Source organism: Streptomyces sp. NPDC039430 (genome assembly GCF_055639435.1).
Window position 1 is genome coordinate 245,562 of sequence record NZ_JBVKAK010000001.1, and the last position, 14,159, is coordinate 259,720.

The window sequence follows — 14,159 nt, forward strand, 5'->3', positions numbered from 1 at the left end:
TCAGCCGCGGTCGGGAACGCAGCGGCCGTCCTCCGTACGGTAGTTCCACCGCGCGCCGTCGGTCACCAGCTCCCGCACGGCCCGGACGAACCGGTCCACATGCTCGTCCGGTGTCCCGGCGCCGAAGCTGACCCGGATCGCGTTGAGCGACCGCTCGCCCGGCTCGGCCTCCGGGGCGCCGCACTCCCCCGGGTCCTGCGGGTCGCTGTCCAGCAGCGTCCGTACCAGCGGGTGGGCGCAGAAGAGCCCGTCCCGTACGCCGATGCCGTACTCCGCGGAGAGCGCGGCGGCGAAGTGCGAGCTGTTCCACCCCTCGACCACGAACGAGAGCACCCCGACCCGCGGCGCGTCGTCACCGAACAGCGAGAGCACCCTCACCTCGGGCACCCCGGCCAGCCCCTCCCGCACCCGGGCCACGAGCCGCTGCTCGCGCGCCACCAGCGCGTCGAACCCGGCGTCGGTGAGCGCCTTGCAGGCCGACGCGATCGCGTACACCCCGATGACATTGGGCGAACCGGCCTCATGACGGGCCGCCGTGGTGTGCCAGTCGACATCCACCCCGCCGTCGGCCCGGCGCGCCACCTTTCGGCTGGCGCCGCCCCCGGCGAGATACGGCTCCGCGTCCCGGAGCCAGTCGGCCCGCCCCGCGAGCACCCCGGATCCGAACGGCGCGTACAGCTTGTGCCCGGAGAAGGCCACCCAGTCGACGTCCAGCTCGGCGATGTCCACGGGGTGGTGCGGCGCGAGCTGAGCGGCGTCCAGCACGATCCGGGCGCCCCCCGCGTGCGCGGCGGCGGCCAACTCCCGTACGGGCCACAGCTCGCCGGTCACATTGGACGCACCGGTCACACAGACCAGCGCGGGCCCCGCGGCGGCCCGCCCGGCGAGCGCCCGCTCCAGCGTGGCGACGGCCTCGTCGGGCGTCCTGGGCGCGTTCAGATACGTCACCCGCGCGTCCCGCCACGGCAGCAGGGCCGCGTGGTGCTCGGTCTCGAACACGAACACCTCGCACTCCGCGGGGAGCACGGCCGCCAGCAGATTGAGCGAGTCGGTGGTCGAGCGGGTGAAGACGACCTGGTCATCGGCGCGGCAGCCGAGGAACTCCGCGACCGTCCGGCGGCTGTTCTCGAACAGATCCGTGGAGAGCTGCGAGAGATAACCGGCGCCCCGGTGGACACTGCCGTAGTACGGGGCGTACGCGGCGACGTCGTCCCACACCCGCTGGAGGGCGGGGGCGCTGGCGGCGTAGTCGAGCGCGGCGTAGGTGACCTCGCCACCGGTGACGAGCGGGACGCTCACCTCACGCCCGAGCACGGGCAGCGGGGCGGCGCAGGCGGGGTCGTCGGAGAGGGTCGTGGCGGCGGCGTTCGGGCGTGCGGACATGGCGATATCTCCCGGCGGGACAAGTCGGAACGGCTTCAAGTCCCCGCGAGGCGCGGCGTGCGCCAGCGGTGCGCGGCTGTGCCGCGGTGGTCGCGGGGGTGTGCCTCAACGCACGGGTCGCCGTACGGAGGTGTTGAAGAGGGGGCGTGATCGCCCTAACGCATTCGCTTGCTCACGAGACTGCTCCCTTGAGGACCAGGACCCCAAAGGTGGCAGGGGTCCGCGCTTGCCGCGGACCTCGCTGCCCACGGCCTGGTCTTCACCCGGGGCACCCCGCCACGGACGGAGGGTTGCCGGACAGCGAGCCGGGGCCTTAATCGCTGTCACTCATGACCTTGCCGAAGATTATGCCATACGGGTGCCGGACGGTAGATGGGGGCCGGGCTTCCTGCCGGGGCGCCGAAGGCGGCCGGCGCACGGCCCCCACCTACCGGTCCTACGACTGCGACGCGGCGATCCAGCGGGCGAGAGCCCGGCCCGCTTCGCCCGAGTCGATCGACTCCGCCGCCTTCTCCATTCCCGCCGACAGCTGCGCCTCCAGCGACTCCCCCGTCGGATCCAGCGCCACCAGCGCCGCCGCCGAGTTCAGCAGCACCGCGTCCCGCACCGGCCCCGTCTCCCCCGCCAGCAGCCGCCGCGCGACGTCCGCGTTGTAGGAGGCGTCCGCGCCGCGCAGCGCCTCCACGGGCACCAGTTCGAGGCCCACGTCCCGCGGGTCGAAGGCCTCCTCGGAGACCTTGCCGTCCCGGACGACCCATACCCGTGATGTCGCGGTGGTGGTCAGCTCGTCGAGGCCGTCGTCGCCGCGGAAGACCAGCGCGGAGGAGCCGCGCTCGGCCAGTACGCCCGCGATGATCGGCGCCATCCGGGCGTCGGCGACACCCGTCGCCTGCGCGCGGACCCTCGCCGGGTTGGTCAGCGGGCCCAGGAAGTTGAAGGTGGTGCGGATGCCCAACTCGCCTCGCGCGGCGGCCACATGACGCAGGGCGGGGTGGAACTTCACGGCGAAGCAGAAGGTGATGCCCGCTTCCTCGGCGACCTCGGCGACCCGCTGCGGGGTCAGTTCCAGGTTGACGCCGAGCTTCTCCAGTACGTCGGAGGCTCCGCTCGCCGAGGACGCGGCGCGGTTGCCGTGCTTGACGACCTTCGCGCCGGTGCCGGCGACCACGATCGAGGACATGGTCGAGATATTGACGGTCTTGGCGCCGTCGCCGCCGGTGCCGACGATGTCGACGGTCCTGCCGGGCACCTCGATGAGGTTGGCGTGCGCGTACATCGCGCGGACGAGGCCGCTGATCTCCGCGACCGTCTCGCCCTTGGCCCGCAGCGCGACGACGAAGCCGGCGATCTGGGCATCGGTGGCCTCGCCGCGCATGATCCGGTCCATCGCCCAGGCGGTGGCGTCCGCGCTCTGGTCGGCGCCGCTCAGCAGCGCGTCCAGTACGCGGGGCCAGGTGCGGGCCGCCGTGGTGTCGCCTCCGACGGGGGTCACAGCGCTCATGCTCGCTCCTGGGTGTCCGGGTCCAATGCGTGGGCCGTGTGTGCGGCCTGTGGCCAGCCTATCGGCGCGTACCGGCGCGCAGGGCGGATGCCCGTACTCCGGAACAGGGCGTACGCCGAGGGCCCCGGCCGGTTCCCTCGCGGAAGACCGGGCCGGGGCCCTCGGTGGTGGCGACCTGGTGAGGCCGGGCGGGATCAGTGGTGGCCGTGGCCGCTGGTGATCTCCTTGTACTCCTCGGCGGTGGGCTTGGGAATCTGGTTGCCCTCGCCGTAGTAGCCCTTGCTCAGCTTCGTGCGGAGCTTCTCGCCGGGGCTCACCTTGCGCTCCACGCCGTTCTCGTCGACCGTGGGGCCGATCTCGGCCGGCTTGTACTGCTCGTGCGCGGTGAGCTTGTGCAGGTCTCCCTGCTCCAGCGGGGTGTGGACCTCGATGAACTCACCGTGCGGCAGCCGCTTGATGACACCGGACTCGCGTCCGTGCAGCACCTTCTCGGCGTCGCGCCGCTGGAGACCCAGGCAGATCCGCTTGGTGACGATGAAGGCGATGACCGGTCCGGCGAAGAAGGCGATCCGGACGAACCAGGTGATCGCGTTGATCGACAGATGGAAGTGCGTCGCCCACAGGTCGTTACCGCCACCCACCAGCAGGATGAAGTACCAGGTCAGCCAGGCCACACCGAAGGCCGTACGGGTCGGTGCGTTGCGCGGGCGGTCCAGGATGTGGTGCTCGCGGTTGTCACGGGTGACCCAGGACTCGATGAACGGGTAGACCGCGATCGCGACCAGCACCAGCGGGAAGATCACCAGCGGGATGAAGACACCCAGGGCGAGGGTGTGTCCGGCGAAGTTGATCTCCCAGCCGGGCATCACACGGATGAGTCCCTCGGAGAAGCCCATGTACCAGTCGGGCTGGGCGCCGGTGGACACCTGGTCGGGACGGTACGGACCGAGAGCCCAGATCGGGTTGATCGTGGCGATCGCGGAGACGATCGCGATCACACCGAAGACCAGGAAGAAGAAGCCTCCGGCCTTCGCCATGTAGACCGGCAGCAGCGGCATGCCCACGACGTTCTTGTTCGTACGGCCGGGGCCCGCGAACTGCGTGTGCTTGTGGTAGAAGACCAGGATCAGGTGGGCCACCACCAGGCCGAGCATGATGCCTGGCAGCAACAGGATGTGGACCGAGTAGAACCGGGCCACGAAGTCGCCGCCGGGGAACTCCCCGCCGAACAGGAACATCGACAGATACGTTCCGACGACCGGCACCGACAGGACCGCGCCCTGCATGAACCGGACACCGGTGCCGGACAGCAGGTCGTCCGGGAGCGAGTAACCGGTGAACCCGGTGAACATGCCCAGGACGAACAGCAGGAAGCCGAACAGCCAGTTGACCTCGCGCGGCTTGCGGAACGCGCCCGTGAAGAAGACACGCATCATGTGGACCAGCATGGCCGCGAGGAAGATCAGCGCGGCCCAGTGGTGGATCTGCCGGATCAGCAGTCCGCCGCGGACGTCGAAGCTGATGTCCATCGTGGAGGCGAACGCCTCCGACATCATCACGCCCTGGAGCGGGACGTAGCTGCCGTGGTACTCCACCTCGTTCATCGACGGGTGGAAGAACAGCGTCAGATACACACCCGTGAGGATGATGATGATGAAGCTGTAGAGGCAGATCTCGCCGAGCATGAAGGACCAGTGGTCCGGGAAGATCTTCCGCATGTTGGCCTTGGCCAGGCCGTAGATGCCCAGCCTGCCGTCCGCCCAGTCGGCGACCCGCTCACCGGCGGGCGCCTTGCGGTTCTTGTCGTCAGCGGTACTCATCCGCGCTCCCAGAAGGCAGGGCCGACGGGCTCGTCGAAGTCGCCGAGCGCTTCGAGGTTGCCCTCAGCGTTCACACCGATACGCAGCTGCGGAAGGGCGTGACCGGCCGGGCCGAAGATGACGCGGGCGCCGTCGGAGAGGTCGAAGGTGGACTGGTGGCACGGGCAGAGCACGTGGTGCGTCTGCTGCTCGTACAGGCTGATCGGGCAGCCGACATGGGTACAGATCTTCGAGTACGCCACGATCCCCTGGTGGGACCATTCGAGCTCGCGCTTGTCCTTGATCTCGTCCGGCTGGATCCGGACGATCATCAGAGCCGCCTTGGCGATCTGCTTCTGGAAGTCCTCGCTGTGCTCGTCGAGACCCTCGGGCATGGCGAAGGTCAGCGAGCCCACGACGATGTCCTCGGGGCGCAGCGGCTCATTGGTGTTCATGTTGATGAGCTCTTTGCCCTTGCGCCACAGCGTGGAGCGGAGCTTCTTCTCGGGCAGCGGGCCCAGGTCGCGCAGGAGCACCACGCCGGAGAGCGGCACCAGCGCCATCGCGCCGAACATGGTGTTGCGGATCAGCTTGCGCCTGCCGAAGCCGGACTCCGCCGCGCCGACCGCGAAGTCCTCCAGGACCTTCGCCTTGACCTCGGGCGTCGCCTCGATCGGATGGCGCTCGTCGGCCATCTCCACGTCCGACATCAGCGTGCGGGCCCAGTGGACCGCGCCGGCGCCGATGCAGAAGAGCGCGATGCCCAGGGTCAGGCCCAGCGAGAAGTTCAGGATGCTGATGTGGCCGAACGGGAAGATGTAGACGATCTTGTTGACCGGGAACGCCACGTACGAGGCGATGAAGGCCACCGTCGCGATCATCGACAGCAGGAACAGGAAGGCGATCGCGCGCTCGGACCGCTTGGCCGCCCGCTCGTCGATGTCCTGCACCCGCGGCCGGTGGTCCGGCAGTCCCGGGTCGGCGAACGGGTCGTCCGTACGCTCCACCGCGGTGCCCGCGGCCCCCTGCTCGCTCGGCAGGTTCTCTGGAATCTCTTCTTGGCTACTCATGACTTCTTGGCCTTAGCGGTGTGGGCCGCGACCCAGACGGCAACTGCGATCAAAGCGCCCAGACCGAAGATCCAGGCGAAAAGCCCTTCGCTGACGGGGCCGAGGCCGCCCAGACTCAGACCGCCGGGACTTGAGGACTCCTCCCCGTTCACCGCCTTGACGTAGGCGATGATGTCCCTCTTCTCCTGCTCCGGCATCGTGGAGTCGGGGAAGGACGGCATGTTCTGCGGGCCGGTCTGCATGGCCTCGTAGATGTGCTTCGGATCCACGCCTTCAAGCGACGGCGCGGTCTTGCCGTGTGTCAGCGCCCCACCCTCACCGGTGAAGTTGTGGCACTGGGTGCAGTTGGTACGGAACAGCTCGCCACCGTTGGCGATGTCCGCACCGGAGGGGCTGTACTGCTTCGCGCTCGGGATGATCGGGCCGGCGCCGAGGGACGCGACATACGCGGCGAGCTGGTCGATCTCCTTCTGCGAGTAGATGACCTTCTTCTTCGGCACCTGCGCGCCGGGCGCCATGGCCGGCATACGGCCGGTGCCGACCTGGAAGTCCACGGCGGCGGAGCCGACGCCGACCAGGCTCGGGCCGTCAGAGGTTCCCTGACCGCCGGTTCCGTGGCAGCTGGCGCAGCCGACGGAGTAGAGCTTCTTGCCCTCCTCGATGGCGAGGGACTGGGCGGTTTCGTCAGCCTGCGCCTTGCCCGCGGGGGCGAACGCGGTGTACAGCCCCCCGGTGGCCGCCAGCGCGAGGAGTAGGACGACGACCGCCGCCAGCGGATGGCGTCGTCGTGCGGAGAGCTTTTTCACGGATTACCCCGGTGTCAGGATCTTCTGCGTCGGTGCTTCTGGACTGTGTGCGCTCGGGCGCGGTGCCCGGCTACTTGATCAAGTAGATCGTGGCGAAAAGGCCGATCCAGACGACATCGACGAAGTGCCAGTAATAGGACACGACGATGGCGGCGGTTGCCTGCTCGTGGGTGAATCTCTTGGCCGCGTACGTCCTGCCCAGGACGAACAGGAACGCGATCAGACCCCCCGTCACGTGCAGACCGTGGAAGCCGGTGGTCAGATAGAACACCGAGCCGTACGGGTCCGAGGACAGCGAGATGCCGTCCTTCTTGACCAGCTCGGTGTACTCGAAGACCTGACCGCCGATGAAGATCGCACCCATCACGAAGGTCACCACGAACCAGGTGCGGAGCTTCTTCACGTCGCCCCGCTCGGCGGCGAAGACGCCGAGCTGGCAGGTGAGCGAGGAGAGCACCAGGATCGTGGTGTTGGCAGCCGAGAACGGGACGTTCAAGGCATGGGCCATTTCGCTCCAGTACTCCGCTCCCATCACCGATCGCAGGGTGAAGTACATCGCGAAGAGGGCCGCGAAGAACATCAGCTCGGAACTCAGCCAAATGATGGTTCCGACGCTGGTGAGGTTCGGCCGATTGACCGACGGGTGCGCGTGCCCGGTTTCTACTGTCGTTGCTGTCGCCACGACCGACATTATGTCGGTCGCTTATCCCGCGCTGACCCCGGGGGGTGCCGTTCGGTGTGTCCATGCGATGTGCCCAGCTCGAACGGCCCGGCGAAGGGGCGTCATTACCCGTGCTGACATGGTGTCCGACGGAGTAGCATCCGCGGCATCGGTTCATGGCAATGACGCCCTGAAGCCCTCGCAGACACTGATGTCACGGAGGAACAATGCAGCCGACCGCCACGGTGCTGGTCTACAGCGACGACGCGAACACCCGCGAGCAGGTCCGGCTGGCAGCGGGGCGCCGGCCGGCCGCCGACGTACCGCCGGTCGAGTTCCTGGAGTGCGCCACCCTCCCCGCGGTGCTCAAGCATCTGGACCGGGGCGGCATCGATGTCTGTGTGCTGGACGGCGAGACGGTCCCCGCGGGCGGCATGGGCGTCTGCCGGCAGATCAAGGACGAGATCTTCGACTGCCCGCCCGTGCTGCTGCTGATCGGCCGCCCGCAGGACGCCTGGCTGGCCACCTGGAGCCGTGCGGACGCCGCGGTGACCCTTCCGGTCGAACCGGTCGGCTTCGCCGAGTCCCTGGCCTCTCTGCTGCGCGCCAGGCTCTCCGTGGACGCCTGAGCGCCGCCCCGGAGGACCGGACGACCGGACCGACCGGACCGGGCCCGGAACGCTCGCGGACAACGTCTGAGGGCCGTGGACGCCCGCACTCGGACGTCCACGGCCCTTCTCGGCCCACACGGTTCGCGTCCCGTTCCCGGGACTCAGACGACGGGACGGAGCCTCGCCTTGTCGGCGGGGCTGCTGCCCTCCCTCGTCCCGGCCTGGAGGACGCTGCCCTCGCGCCAGTCCTCCCAGTCCACGTTCCAGTCTCCGTAGCCGTTGCCGAAGTCCTCCATGTAGTCCCCGGCGCTGTTGATGACCTGGACGATGTCGCCCTCCTGGACGGTCTCGAAGAACCAGGCGGCGTTGCCGGTGGACATGCCCACGCAGCCGTGGCTGACGTTCGCCACACCCTGCGAGCCCACGGACCACGGCGCGGCGTGTACGTACTCCCCGCTCCAGGTGACACGGGTGGCCCAGTAGACGGGCAGGTCGTAGCCCTCGCCGCCGCCGATGCCGACGCTGGTGCCGCGCATCCGGACGAAGTACTCCTGGCCCAGGACGACCTTGATGCCGTTGCGCGTCGAGAAGCCCGGCTTTCCGGTGGTCACCGGGATGCTGTTGATCTCTTCCCCGTTGACGTAGACCGTCATGTAGTGCGCGCTGGCGTCGACGATGGCCTCGACCCGGTCGCCGGTCTTCATCTTGATCGGCTTGACCGCGCCGCCGTACAGCTTGTTGCTGATCTTCACTCCTTCGAGCGTGCTCGACGCGGTGACGGTCCCGTTGGCGGGCCAGTAGTCCTTGGGGCGGTAGTGCAGTTCGGTCTCGTCCACCCAGTGCCAGGCGCCGCCCTCCGCGGCGGGCTGGGAGCGGACCTTCAGGGAGCGCTCGATGACGTCCCTGGCCTTCTTGGAGGTGACCGGCTCGCTGAGCGTGGCGGTGATGGGCTGGCCGACCCCGTACTCGCCCGAGTCCGGTCCGAACTCGACGGTGAGCTTCTTCTTGGCGGGGCGGGTGTCGAAGGTGAGGGTCCGCAGACCGGGGGCGCCCTTCTTGCTCTCCGTGGACACCTTGACGGTGTAGCGGCTGCCGGCGGCCAGGGGCGCCGTGGAGTGCCAGCGTGTGCCGTCGGCGGCGAGCTCGCCGGCCAGGTAGTGGCCCGTCTTGTCGACGGCGGTGACGTCGGTGATCTTGCCGTCGGCCCCCGTCGAGGTGACTTCGAGGGGCTTGTCCGGGTCGGCCTTGGTCTTGCCCGCGGACATGCTGAAGGAGACCTTGCCCGTGGCGTCGGCCGGCTTCGCGGAGAGCGGGTGCTTCTCGTCACCGCTGCCGCACGCGGTCGCGCTCGCCCAGAGGGACACGACCAGCAGGGTGCAGCTCAGCACGGTGCGCAAGCGTGGCTTGTGGTTCATGATCACAAGATAGGAACGCCCGCGGCTTTTCCGCACGGCGAGAGAGGCAAACGGGGGGCCCGAGCACTCCGAATGGGAATGCTCGGGCCCCGGTTTCACTCAGTGTGCTACTGGTTCTGGCTCTCGCCCCGGTAGAACTCGAAGACCCAGCCCCAGAGGCCGACCAGGATCAGGGGCAGCGAGAAGTACAGCAGCCACCAGCCGATCGCCACACCCAGGAAGGCCAGCGCGCCACCGACGGCGAGCGAGAAGGGCTGCCAGCTGTGCGGGGCGAAGAACCCCACCTCGCCGGCCTCGTCCGCGACGTCGGCTTCCTTGTTGTCCTGGGCCAGGGCGTCCATCCGGCGAGCCGTGAAGGCCAGATAGAAGCCGATCATGACGCTCAGGCCGAAGGCGAGGAACAGCGCCGTCGTACCGACCGGCTCCTTCGACCAGACGCCGTAGACGACGGCGGTGGCCAGGATGAAGACGCTCAGCCAGATGAACAGCCTGCCTTGGATCTTCACTTGCCGACCTCCTTGCCACCCACGAGGGCGGTGTCCTGCGGGCCGTCGAGCTCAAGGTGTTCCAGCGCGGCGATCTCGGGGTGGTGCAGATCGAACGCCGGCGATTCGGAACGGATCCGCGGCAGCGTGACGAAGTTGTGCCGCGGCGGCGGGCAGGAAGTCGCCCATTCGAGTGAACGGCCATAGCCCCACGGGTCGTCGACCTCGATCTTCTTGCCGTACTTGGCCGTCTTCCAGACGTTGTAGAAGAACGGCAGGACGGAGAGACCGAGAACGAACGAGCTGATCGTGGAGATGGTGTTCAGCGCGGTGAAACCGTCGGCGGCGAGATAGTCCGCGTAACGGCGCGGCATGCCCTCGGCGCCCAGCCAGTGCTGCACGAGGAAGGTGCCGTGGAAGCCGATGAACAGCGTCCAGAAGGTGATCTTGCCGAGCCGCTCGTCCAGCATCTTGCCGGTGAACTTCGGCCACCAGAAGTGGAATCCGGCGAACATCGCGAACACCACCGTGCCGAACACCACGTAGTGGAAGTGCGCCACCACGAAGTAGGAGTCGGACACATGGAAGTCCATCGGCGGGGACGCCAGGATCACACCGGTCAGACCACCGAACACGAAGGTGATCAGGAATCCGATCGTCCACAGCATCGGCGTCTCGAAGGACAGTGAGCCCTTCCACATCGTGCCGATCCAGTTGAAGAACTTCACCCCGGTGGGCACCGCGATCAGGAAGGTCATGAACGAGAAGAACGGCAGCAGCACACCGCCGGTCACGTACATATGGTGCGCCCACACCGTCACCGACAGGCCCGCGATCGCGATCGTCGCCGCCACCAGACCGATGTAACCGAACATCGGCTTGCGCGAGAAGACCGGGATCACTTCGGAGACGATGCCGAAGAACGGCAAGGCGATGATGTACACCTCTGGATGCCCGAAGAACCAGAACAAGTGCTGCCACAGCAACGCTCCACCGTTGGCGGAGTCGAAGATGTGCGCACCGAACTTGCGGTCCGCCTCCAGCGCGAAGAGCGCGGCGGCCAGCACCGGGAAGGCCAGCAGGACCAGCACACCGGTCAGCAGCACGTTCCAGGTGAAGATCGGCATCCGGAACATCGTCATGCCGGGAGCGCGCATGCAGATGATCGTGGTGATGAAGTTGACCGAGCCGAGGATCGTGCCGAAGCCGGAGAAGGCCAGACCCATGATCCACAGGTCCGCGCCGATACCCGGCGAACGCACCGCGTCCGACAGCGGCGAGTACGCGAACCAGCCGAAGTCGGCCGCACCCTGGGGGGTGATGAAACCGCTCACGGCGATGATCGAGCCGAAGAGGTAGAGCCAGTACGCGAACATGTTCAGCCGCGGGAACGCCACATCGGGCGCGCCGATCTGCAACGGCATGATCCAGTTCGCGAATCCGGCGAACAGCGGCGTCGCGAACATCAGCAGCATGATCGTGCCGTGCATCGTGAACGCCTGGTTGAACTGCTCGTTCGACATGATCTGCGTACCGGGACGGGCCAGTTCGGCGCGCATGAAGAGCGCCATCAGACCGCCGATGCAGAAGAACGCGAACGACGTGACCAGGTACATCGTGCCGATCGTCTTGTGATCTGTGGTGGTCAGCCACTTCACGACGACATTGCCCGGCTGTTTGCGCCGTACCGGCAGCTCGTTCTCATACGAGTCGTCCGCTGCTGCGGCGGCACCCTGGGGTTCGTTGAGGATGCTCACAGTTGGTTCGTCTCCGCATTCCTGGCCGGATCCGTCTGCGCGATGCCCGACGGGATGTAGCCGTTCTGACCCTTCTTGGCCAGCTCTTCCAGGTGCTGCTGGTAGCGCTCCGGGGAGACCACCTTGACGTTGAAGAGCATCCGCGAGTGGTCGACGCCGCAGAGTTCGGCGCACTTGCCCATGAAGGTGCCCTCCTGGTTCGGGGTCACCTCGAAGGCGTTGGTGTGCCCCGGGATGACGTCCTGCTTCATCAGGAACGGCACCACCCAGAAGTCGTGAATGACATCACGCGATGTCAGGATGAACCGGACCTTCTCCCCCTTGGGCAGCCACAGGGTCGGCCCCGGGTTGCCGTTCTGGGGGTTGCGCTGGCCTGGGACACCGGCGTCGTAGACGCCCTCGGCACCCTTGGGGAACTGCTCCGTGAACCGGCTCGGGATGGCGTCGAGCTCCGGGGGGAGCTCATTGCCCGTGGAGTCGTTGCCGTCCACGTTCTCGATGTAGTTGAAGCCCCAGCTCCACTGGTAGCCGACCACGTTCACCGTGTGGGTCGGCTTCTCGGAGAGCGAGAGAAGCTTCGACTCGTCCCGGGCGGTGAAGTAGAACAGCACCGAGACGATGATGAGCGGGACCACGGTGTACAGCGCCTCGATGGGCATGTTGTACCGGGTCTGCGGAGGGACTTCCACCTTGGTGCGGCTGCGCCGGTGGAAGATGATGCTCCACAGGATCAGACCCCATACCAGGATGCCCGTGATGAGCGCTGCCGCCCACGAGCCCTGCCAGAGGGAGAGGATCCGGGGAGCCTCCTCCGTCACTGGGGTGGGCATTCCAAGGCGGGGGAAGTCCTTGTATGTGCAACCGGTGGCGGTCGCGAGGATCAGGCCCGCAGTCAGCACCTGCGGCAGCTTCCGCCGCATCGGGCGCCGCGACGAGCGGTCGGAGCCGTTGGGACTCACGTAGCGCCTTCCCGAGAGTCTCGCCCGCGCGGCCGGCTGCGGCCGTCTCCTGGTCGGTCGCCGACCCTGACGCGGGCAGGGGTTTGGATGTTTATGCGGACCAAACCCTACTGGACGCGATTTAGGGCCGTGCGGGGAGGGTGCCCAACGCGCCGCCCGACTCCCCGAAGGGGTGGGATCACCGGCCACGAGACCCTGGAAGCACCGCTTCCGGGGCGCTTCTGACGCCCCCTCCGGACCCATGGAACAGGCACGCCCGGAGCACGGAACCAGGACGTCCGGGTACGCGGAACCGGCACGTCCGGGTACGCGCGTTAGCGTGGGGCGTGGCCTACTTCGACGTCGCTTCCTCCGCCCCGCTGCACCCTGTCGCCCGCCAGGCTCTCCAGGCTTCCCTGGACGAGGGCTGGGCCGACCCCGCCCGGCTCTACCGCGAGGGCCGGCGGGCCGTACTGCTGCTGGACGCGGCGCGCGAGGCCGCCGCCGAGGCCGTCGGCTGCCGCCCCGACGAACTCGTTTTCACTCCTTCGGGGACGTATGCGGTGCATTCCGGAATGTCGGGAGCGCTCGCGGGACGCCGGCGTATCGGGCGGCACGCGGTGGTGTCCGCGGTGGAGCACTCCTCGGTGCTCCACGCGGCCGCGGCCCATGAGGCGGCGACCGGCGGCGTGGTGACCGAGGTGCCGGTGGACCGGCTCGGCGCGGTGTCGCCTGACGCGTACGCCGGGGCGCTGCGCGAGGACACGGCGCTGGCCTGCCTCCAGTCGGCCAACCACGAGGTGGGTACGGAGCAGCCGGTGGCGGCCGTCGCCGAGGCGTGCCGCAGCCGGGGCGTACCGCTGCTGGTGGACGCGGCGCAGTCGCTGGGCTGGGGCCCGGTGGAGGGCGCGTGGTCGCTGCTGACGGGGAGCGCGCACAAGTGGGGCGGCCCGCCGGGCGTCGGGCTGCTCGCCGTACGCAAGGGCGTCCGGTTCGCCCCGCAAGGCCCGGCCGACGAGCGGGAGTCGGGGCGCGCTCCCGGGTTCCAGAACATTCCGGCGATCGTGGCCGCGGCGGCCTCCCTGCGGGCGGTGCGCGCGGAGGCGGCGGACGAGGCGGTGCGGCTGCGGGCGCTGGTGGACCGGATCAGGGCGCGGGTGCCTGAGCTGGTGCCCGATGTGGAGGTGGTGGGCGATCCGGATCGCCGGCTCCCCCATCTCGTCACCTTCTCCTGTCTCTATGTCGACGGAGAGGCGCTGCTGCACGAGCTGGACCGGGCGGAATTCTCCGTCTCGTCCGGATCGTCCTGTACGAGCAGCACGCTCACGCCGAGCCATGTGCTGCGGGCGATGGGCGTGCTGTCGGAGGGGAATGTCCGGATCTCGCTGCCTCTCGGCACTCCGGAGGCGGACGTGGACCGGTTCCTTGCCGTGCTGCCCTCGGTGGTGTCCGGCGTGCGCGAGCGGCTCGGCGCGCCGGACGCGGCCGCCGGCTCCGCGGGCTCGGCGCCGTCACTCGTGGTGGACGCGCTCGGCAAGCGGTGTCCGGTCCCGGTGATCGAGCTGGCGAAGGTCTTCGGCGACGTGCCGGTGGGCGGGACGGTGACGGTGCTCTCGGACGACGAGGCGGCGCGGCTGGACATCCCGGCGTGGTGCGAGATGCGCGGCCAGGAGTACGTGGGCGAGCGGCCGGCGGACCACGGTGTCGCGTATGTGGTCCGCCGGCTGTCGTAG

At 68.4% G+C, this 14,159-nt stretch carries 12 protein-coding genes and 1 riboswitch; of the genes, 2 read left to right on the forward strand and 10 right to left on the reverse strand.

From position 1 onward, the window contains the following. The 6 genes from ACZ7LS_RS01055 to ctaE form a co-directional block, all read right to left on the reverse strand. Positions 1 to 1,383 carry an aminotransferase class V-fold PLP-dependent enzyme gene (locus ACZ7LS_RS01055; protein ID WP_385135087.1) on the reverse strand — a complete coding sequence of 461 codons (1,383 nt, stop codon included), beginning with the start codon at positions 1,381 to 1,383 and terminating at the stop codon, positions 1 to 3. A gap of 217 nt (positions 1,384 to 1,600) precedes the next feature. Next, positions 1,601 to 1,718: riboswitch (SAM riboswitch) on the reverse strand. A 101-nt stretch (positions 1,719 to 1,819) separates the two neighbouring features. Further along, positions 1,820 to 2,884: an anthranilate phosphoribosyltransferase gene (gene trpD / locus ACZ7LS_RS01060; protein ID WP_382528616.1), complete on the reverse strand. Its 1,065-nt coding sequence runs from the start codon at positions 2,882 to 2,884 to the stop codon at positions 1,820 to 1,822. A gap of 194 nt (positions 2,885 to 3,078) precedes the next feature. Further along, complete coding sequence (gene qcrB, locus ACZ7LS_RS01065) at positions 3,079 to 4,704, reverse strand: cytochrome bc1 complex cytochrome b subunit (protein ID WP_382528618.1); 1,626 nt, start codon at positions 4,702 to 4,704, stop codon at positions 3,079 to 3,081. Further along, complete coding sequence (gene qcrA, locus ACZ7LS_RS01070; RefSeq protein ID WP_382664014.1) at positions 4,701 to 5,753, reverse strand: cytochrome bc1 complex Rieske iron-sulfur subunit; 1,053 nt, start codon at positions 5,751 to 5,753, stop codon at positions 4,701 to 4,703. The genes qcrB and qcrA overlap by 4 nt, the downstream gene beginning before the upstream one ends. Next, positions 5,750 to 6,559 (reverse strand): cytochrome bc1 complex diheme cytochrome c subunit, encoded by an 810-nt coding sequence (gene qcrC / locus ACZ7LS_RS01075; RefSeq protein ID WP_382528624.1) that lies wholly within the window; start codon positions 6,557 to 6,559, stop codon positions 5,750 to 5,752. The genes qcrA and qcrC overlap by 4 nt, the downstream gene beginning before the upstream one ends. A gap of 70 nt (positions 6,560 to 6,629) precedes the next feature. After that, entirely contained in the window at positions 6,630 to 7,250 is a 621-nt protein-coding gene (gene ctaE / locus ACZ7LS_RS01080) for an aa3-type cytochrome oxidase subunit III (RefSeq protein WP_129769788.1), read from the reverse strand. Positions 7,251 to 7,447: 197 nt separating this feature from the next. On the opposite strand from ctaE, the gene ACZ7LS_RS01085 reads away from it, so the two are divergent. Beyond that, positions 7,448 to 7,849, forward strand: a complete 402-nt coding sequence (locus ACZ7LS_RS01085; protein ID WP_382528627.1) for a hypothetical protein — start codon at positions 7,448 to 7,450, stop codon at positions 7,847 to 7,849. 143 nt (positions 7,850 to 7,992) lie between these two features. On the opposite strand, the gene ACZ7LS_RS01090 is transcribed toward ACZ7LS_RS01085, so the two are convergent. From ACZ7LS_RS01090 to ctaC, 4 genes are all read right to left on the reverse strand, one after another. After that, positions 7,993 to 9,246 (reverse strand): L,D-transpeptidase, encoded by a 1,254-nt coding sequence (locus tag ACZ7LS_RS01090; RefSeq protein ID WP_382528630.1) that lies wholly within the window; start codon positions 9,244 to 9,246, stop codon positions 7,993 to 7,995. A 107-nt stretch (positions 9,247 to 9,353) separates the two neighbouring features. Further along, on the reverse strand, positions 9,354 to 9,752 hold the full coding sequence (locus ACZ7LS_RS01095) for a cytochrome c oxidase subunit 4 (RefSeq protein WP_382528633.1): 399 nt from the start codon (positions 9,750 to 9,752) through the stop codon (positions 9,354 to 9,356). After that, positions 9,749 to 11,488: an aa3-type cytochrome oxidase subunit I gene (gene ctaD / locus ACZ7LS_RS01100; RefSeq protein WP_382528635.1), complete on the reverse strand. Its 1,740-nt coding sequence runs from the start codon at positions 11,486 to 11,488 to the stop codon at positions 9,749 to 9,751. Before ctaD ends, ACZ7LS_RS01095 begins: the two co-directional genes overlap by 4 nt. Next, entirely contained in the window at positions 11,485 to 12,447 is a 963-nt protein-coding gene (ctaC, locus tag ACZ7LS_RS01105) for an aa3-type cytochrome oxidase subunit II (protein WP_382879340.1), read from the reverse strand. Before ctaC ends, ctaD begins: the two co-directional genes overlap by 4 nt. Positions 12,448 to 12,773: 326 nt before the next feature. Here ctaC and ACZ7LS_RS01110 point away from each other — a divergent pair, with 326 nt between their 5' ends. Next, on the forward strand, positions 12,774 to 14,159 hold the full coding sequence (locus ACZ7LS_RS01110) for a cysteine desulfurase/sulfurtransferase TusA family protein (RefSeq protein ID WP_385135083.1): 1,386 nt from the start codon (positions 12,774 to 12,776) through the stop codon (positions 14,157 to 14,159).

Bases quoted from the DNA above. Each gene is read 5' to 3' on its own strand.
- ACZ7LS_RS01055 (WP_385135087.1), bottom strand. From the start codon at position 1,383: ATGTCCGCACGCCCGAACGCCGCCGCCACGACCCTCTCCGACGACCCC.
- trpD (WP_382528616.1), bottom strand. From the start codon at position 2,884: ATGAGCGCTGTGACCCCCGTCGGAGGCGACACCACGGCGGCCCGCACC.
- qcrB (WP_382528618.1), bottom strand. From the start codon at position 4,704: ATGAGTACCGCTGACGACAAGAACCGCAAGGCGCCCGCCGGTGAGCGG.
- qcrA (WP_382664014.1), bottom strand. From the start codon at position 5,753: ATGAGTAGCCAAGAAGAGATTCCAGAGAACCTGCCGAGCGAGCAGGGG.
- ctaE (WP_129769788.1), bottom strand. From the start codon at position 7,250: ATGTCGGTCGTGGCGACAGCAACGACAGTAGAAACCGGGCACGCGCAC.
- ACZ7LS_RS01085 (WP_382528627.1), top strand. From the start codon at position 7,448: ATGCAGCCGACCGCCACGGTGCTGGTCTACAGCGACGACGCGAACACC.
- ACZ7LS_RS01090 (WP_382528630.1), bottom strand. From the start codon at position 9,246: ATGAACCACAAGCCACGCTTGCGCACCGTGCTGAGCTGCACCCTGCTG.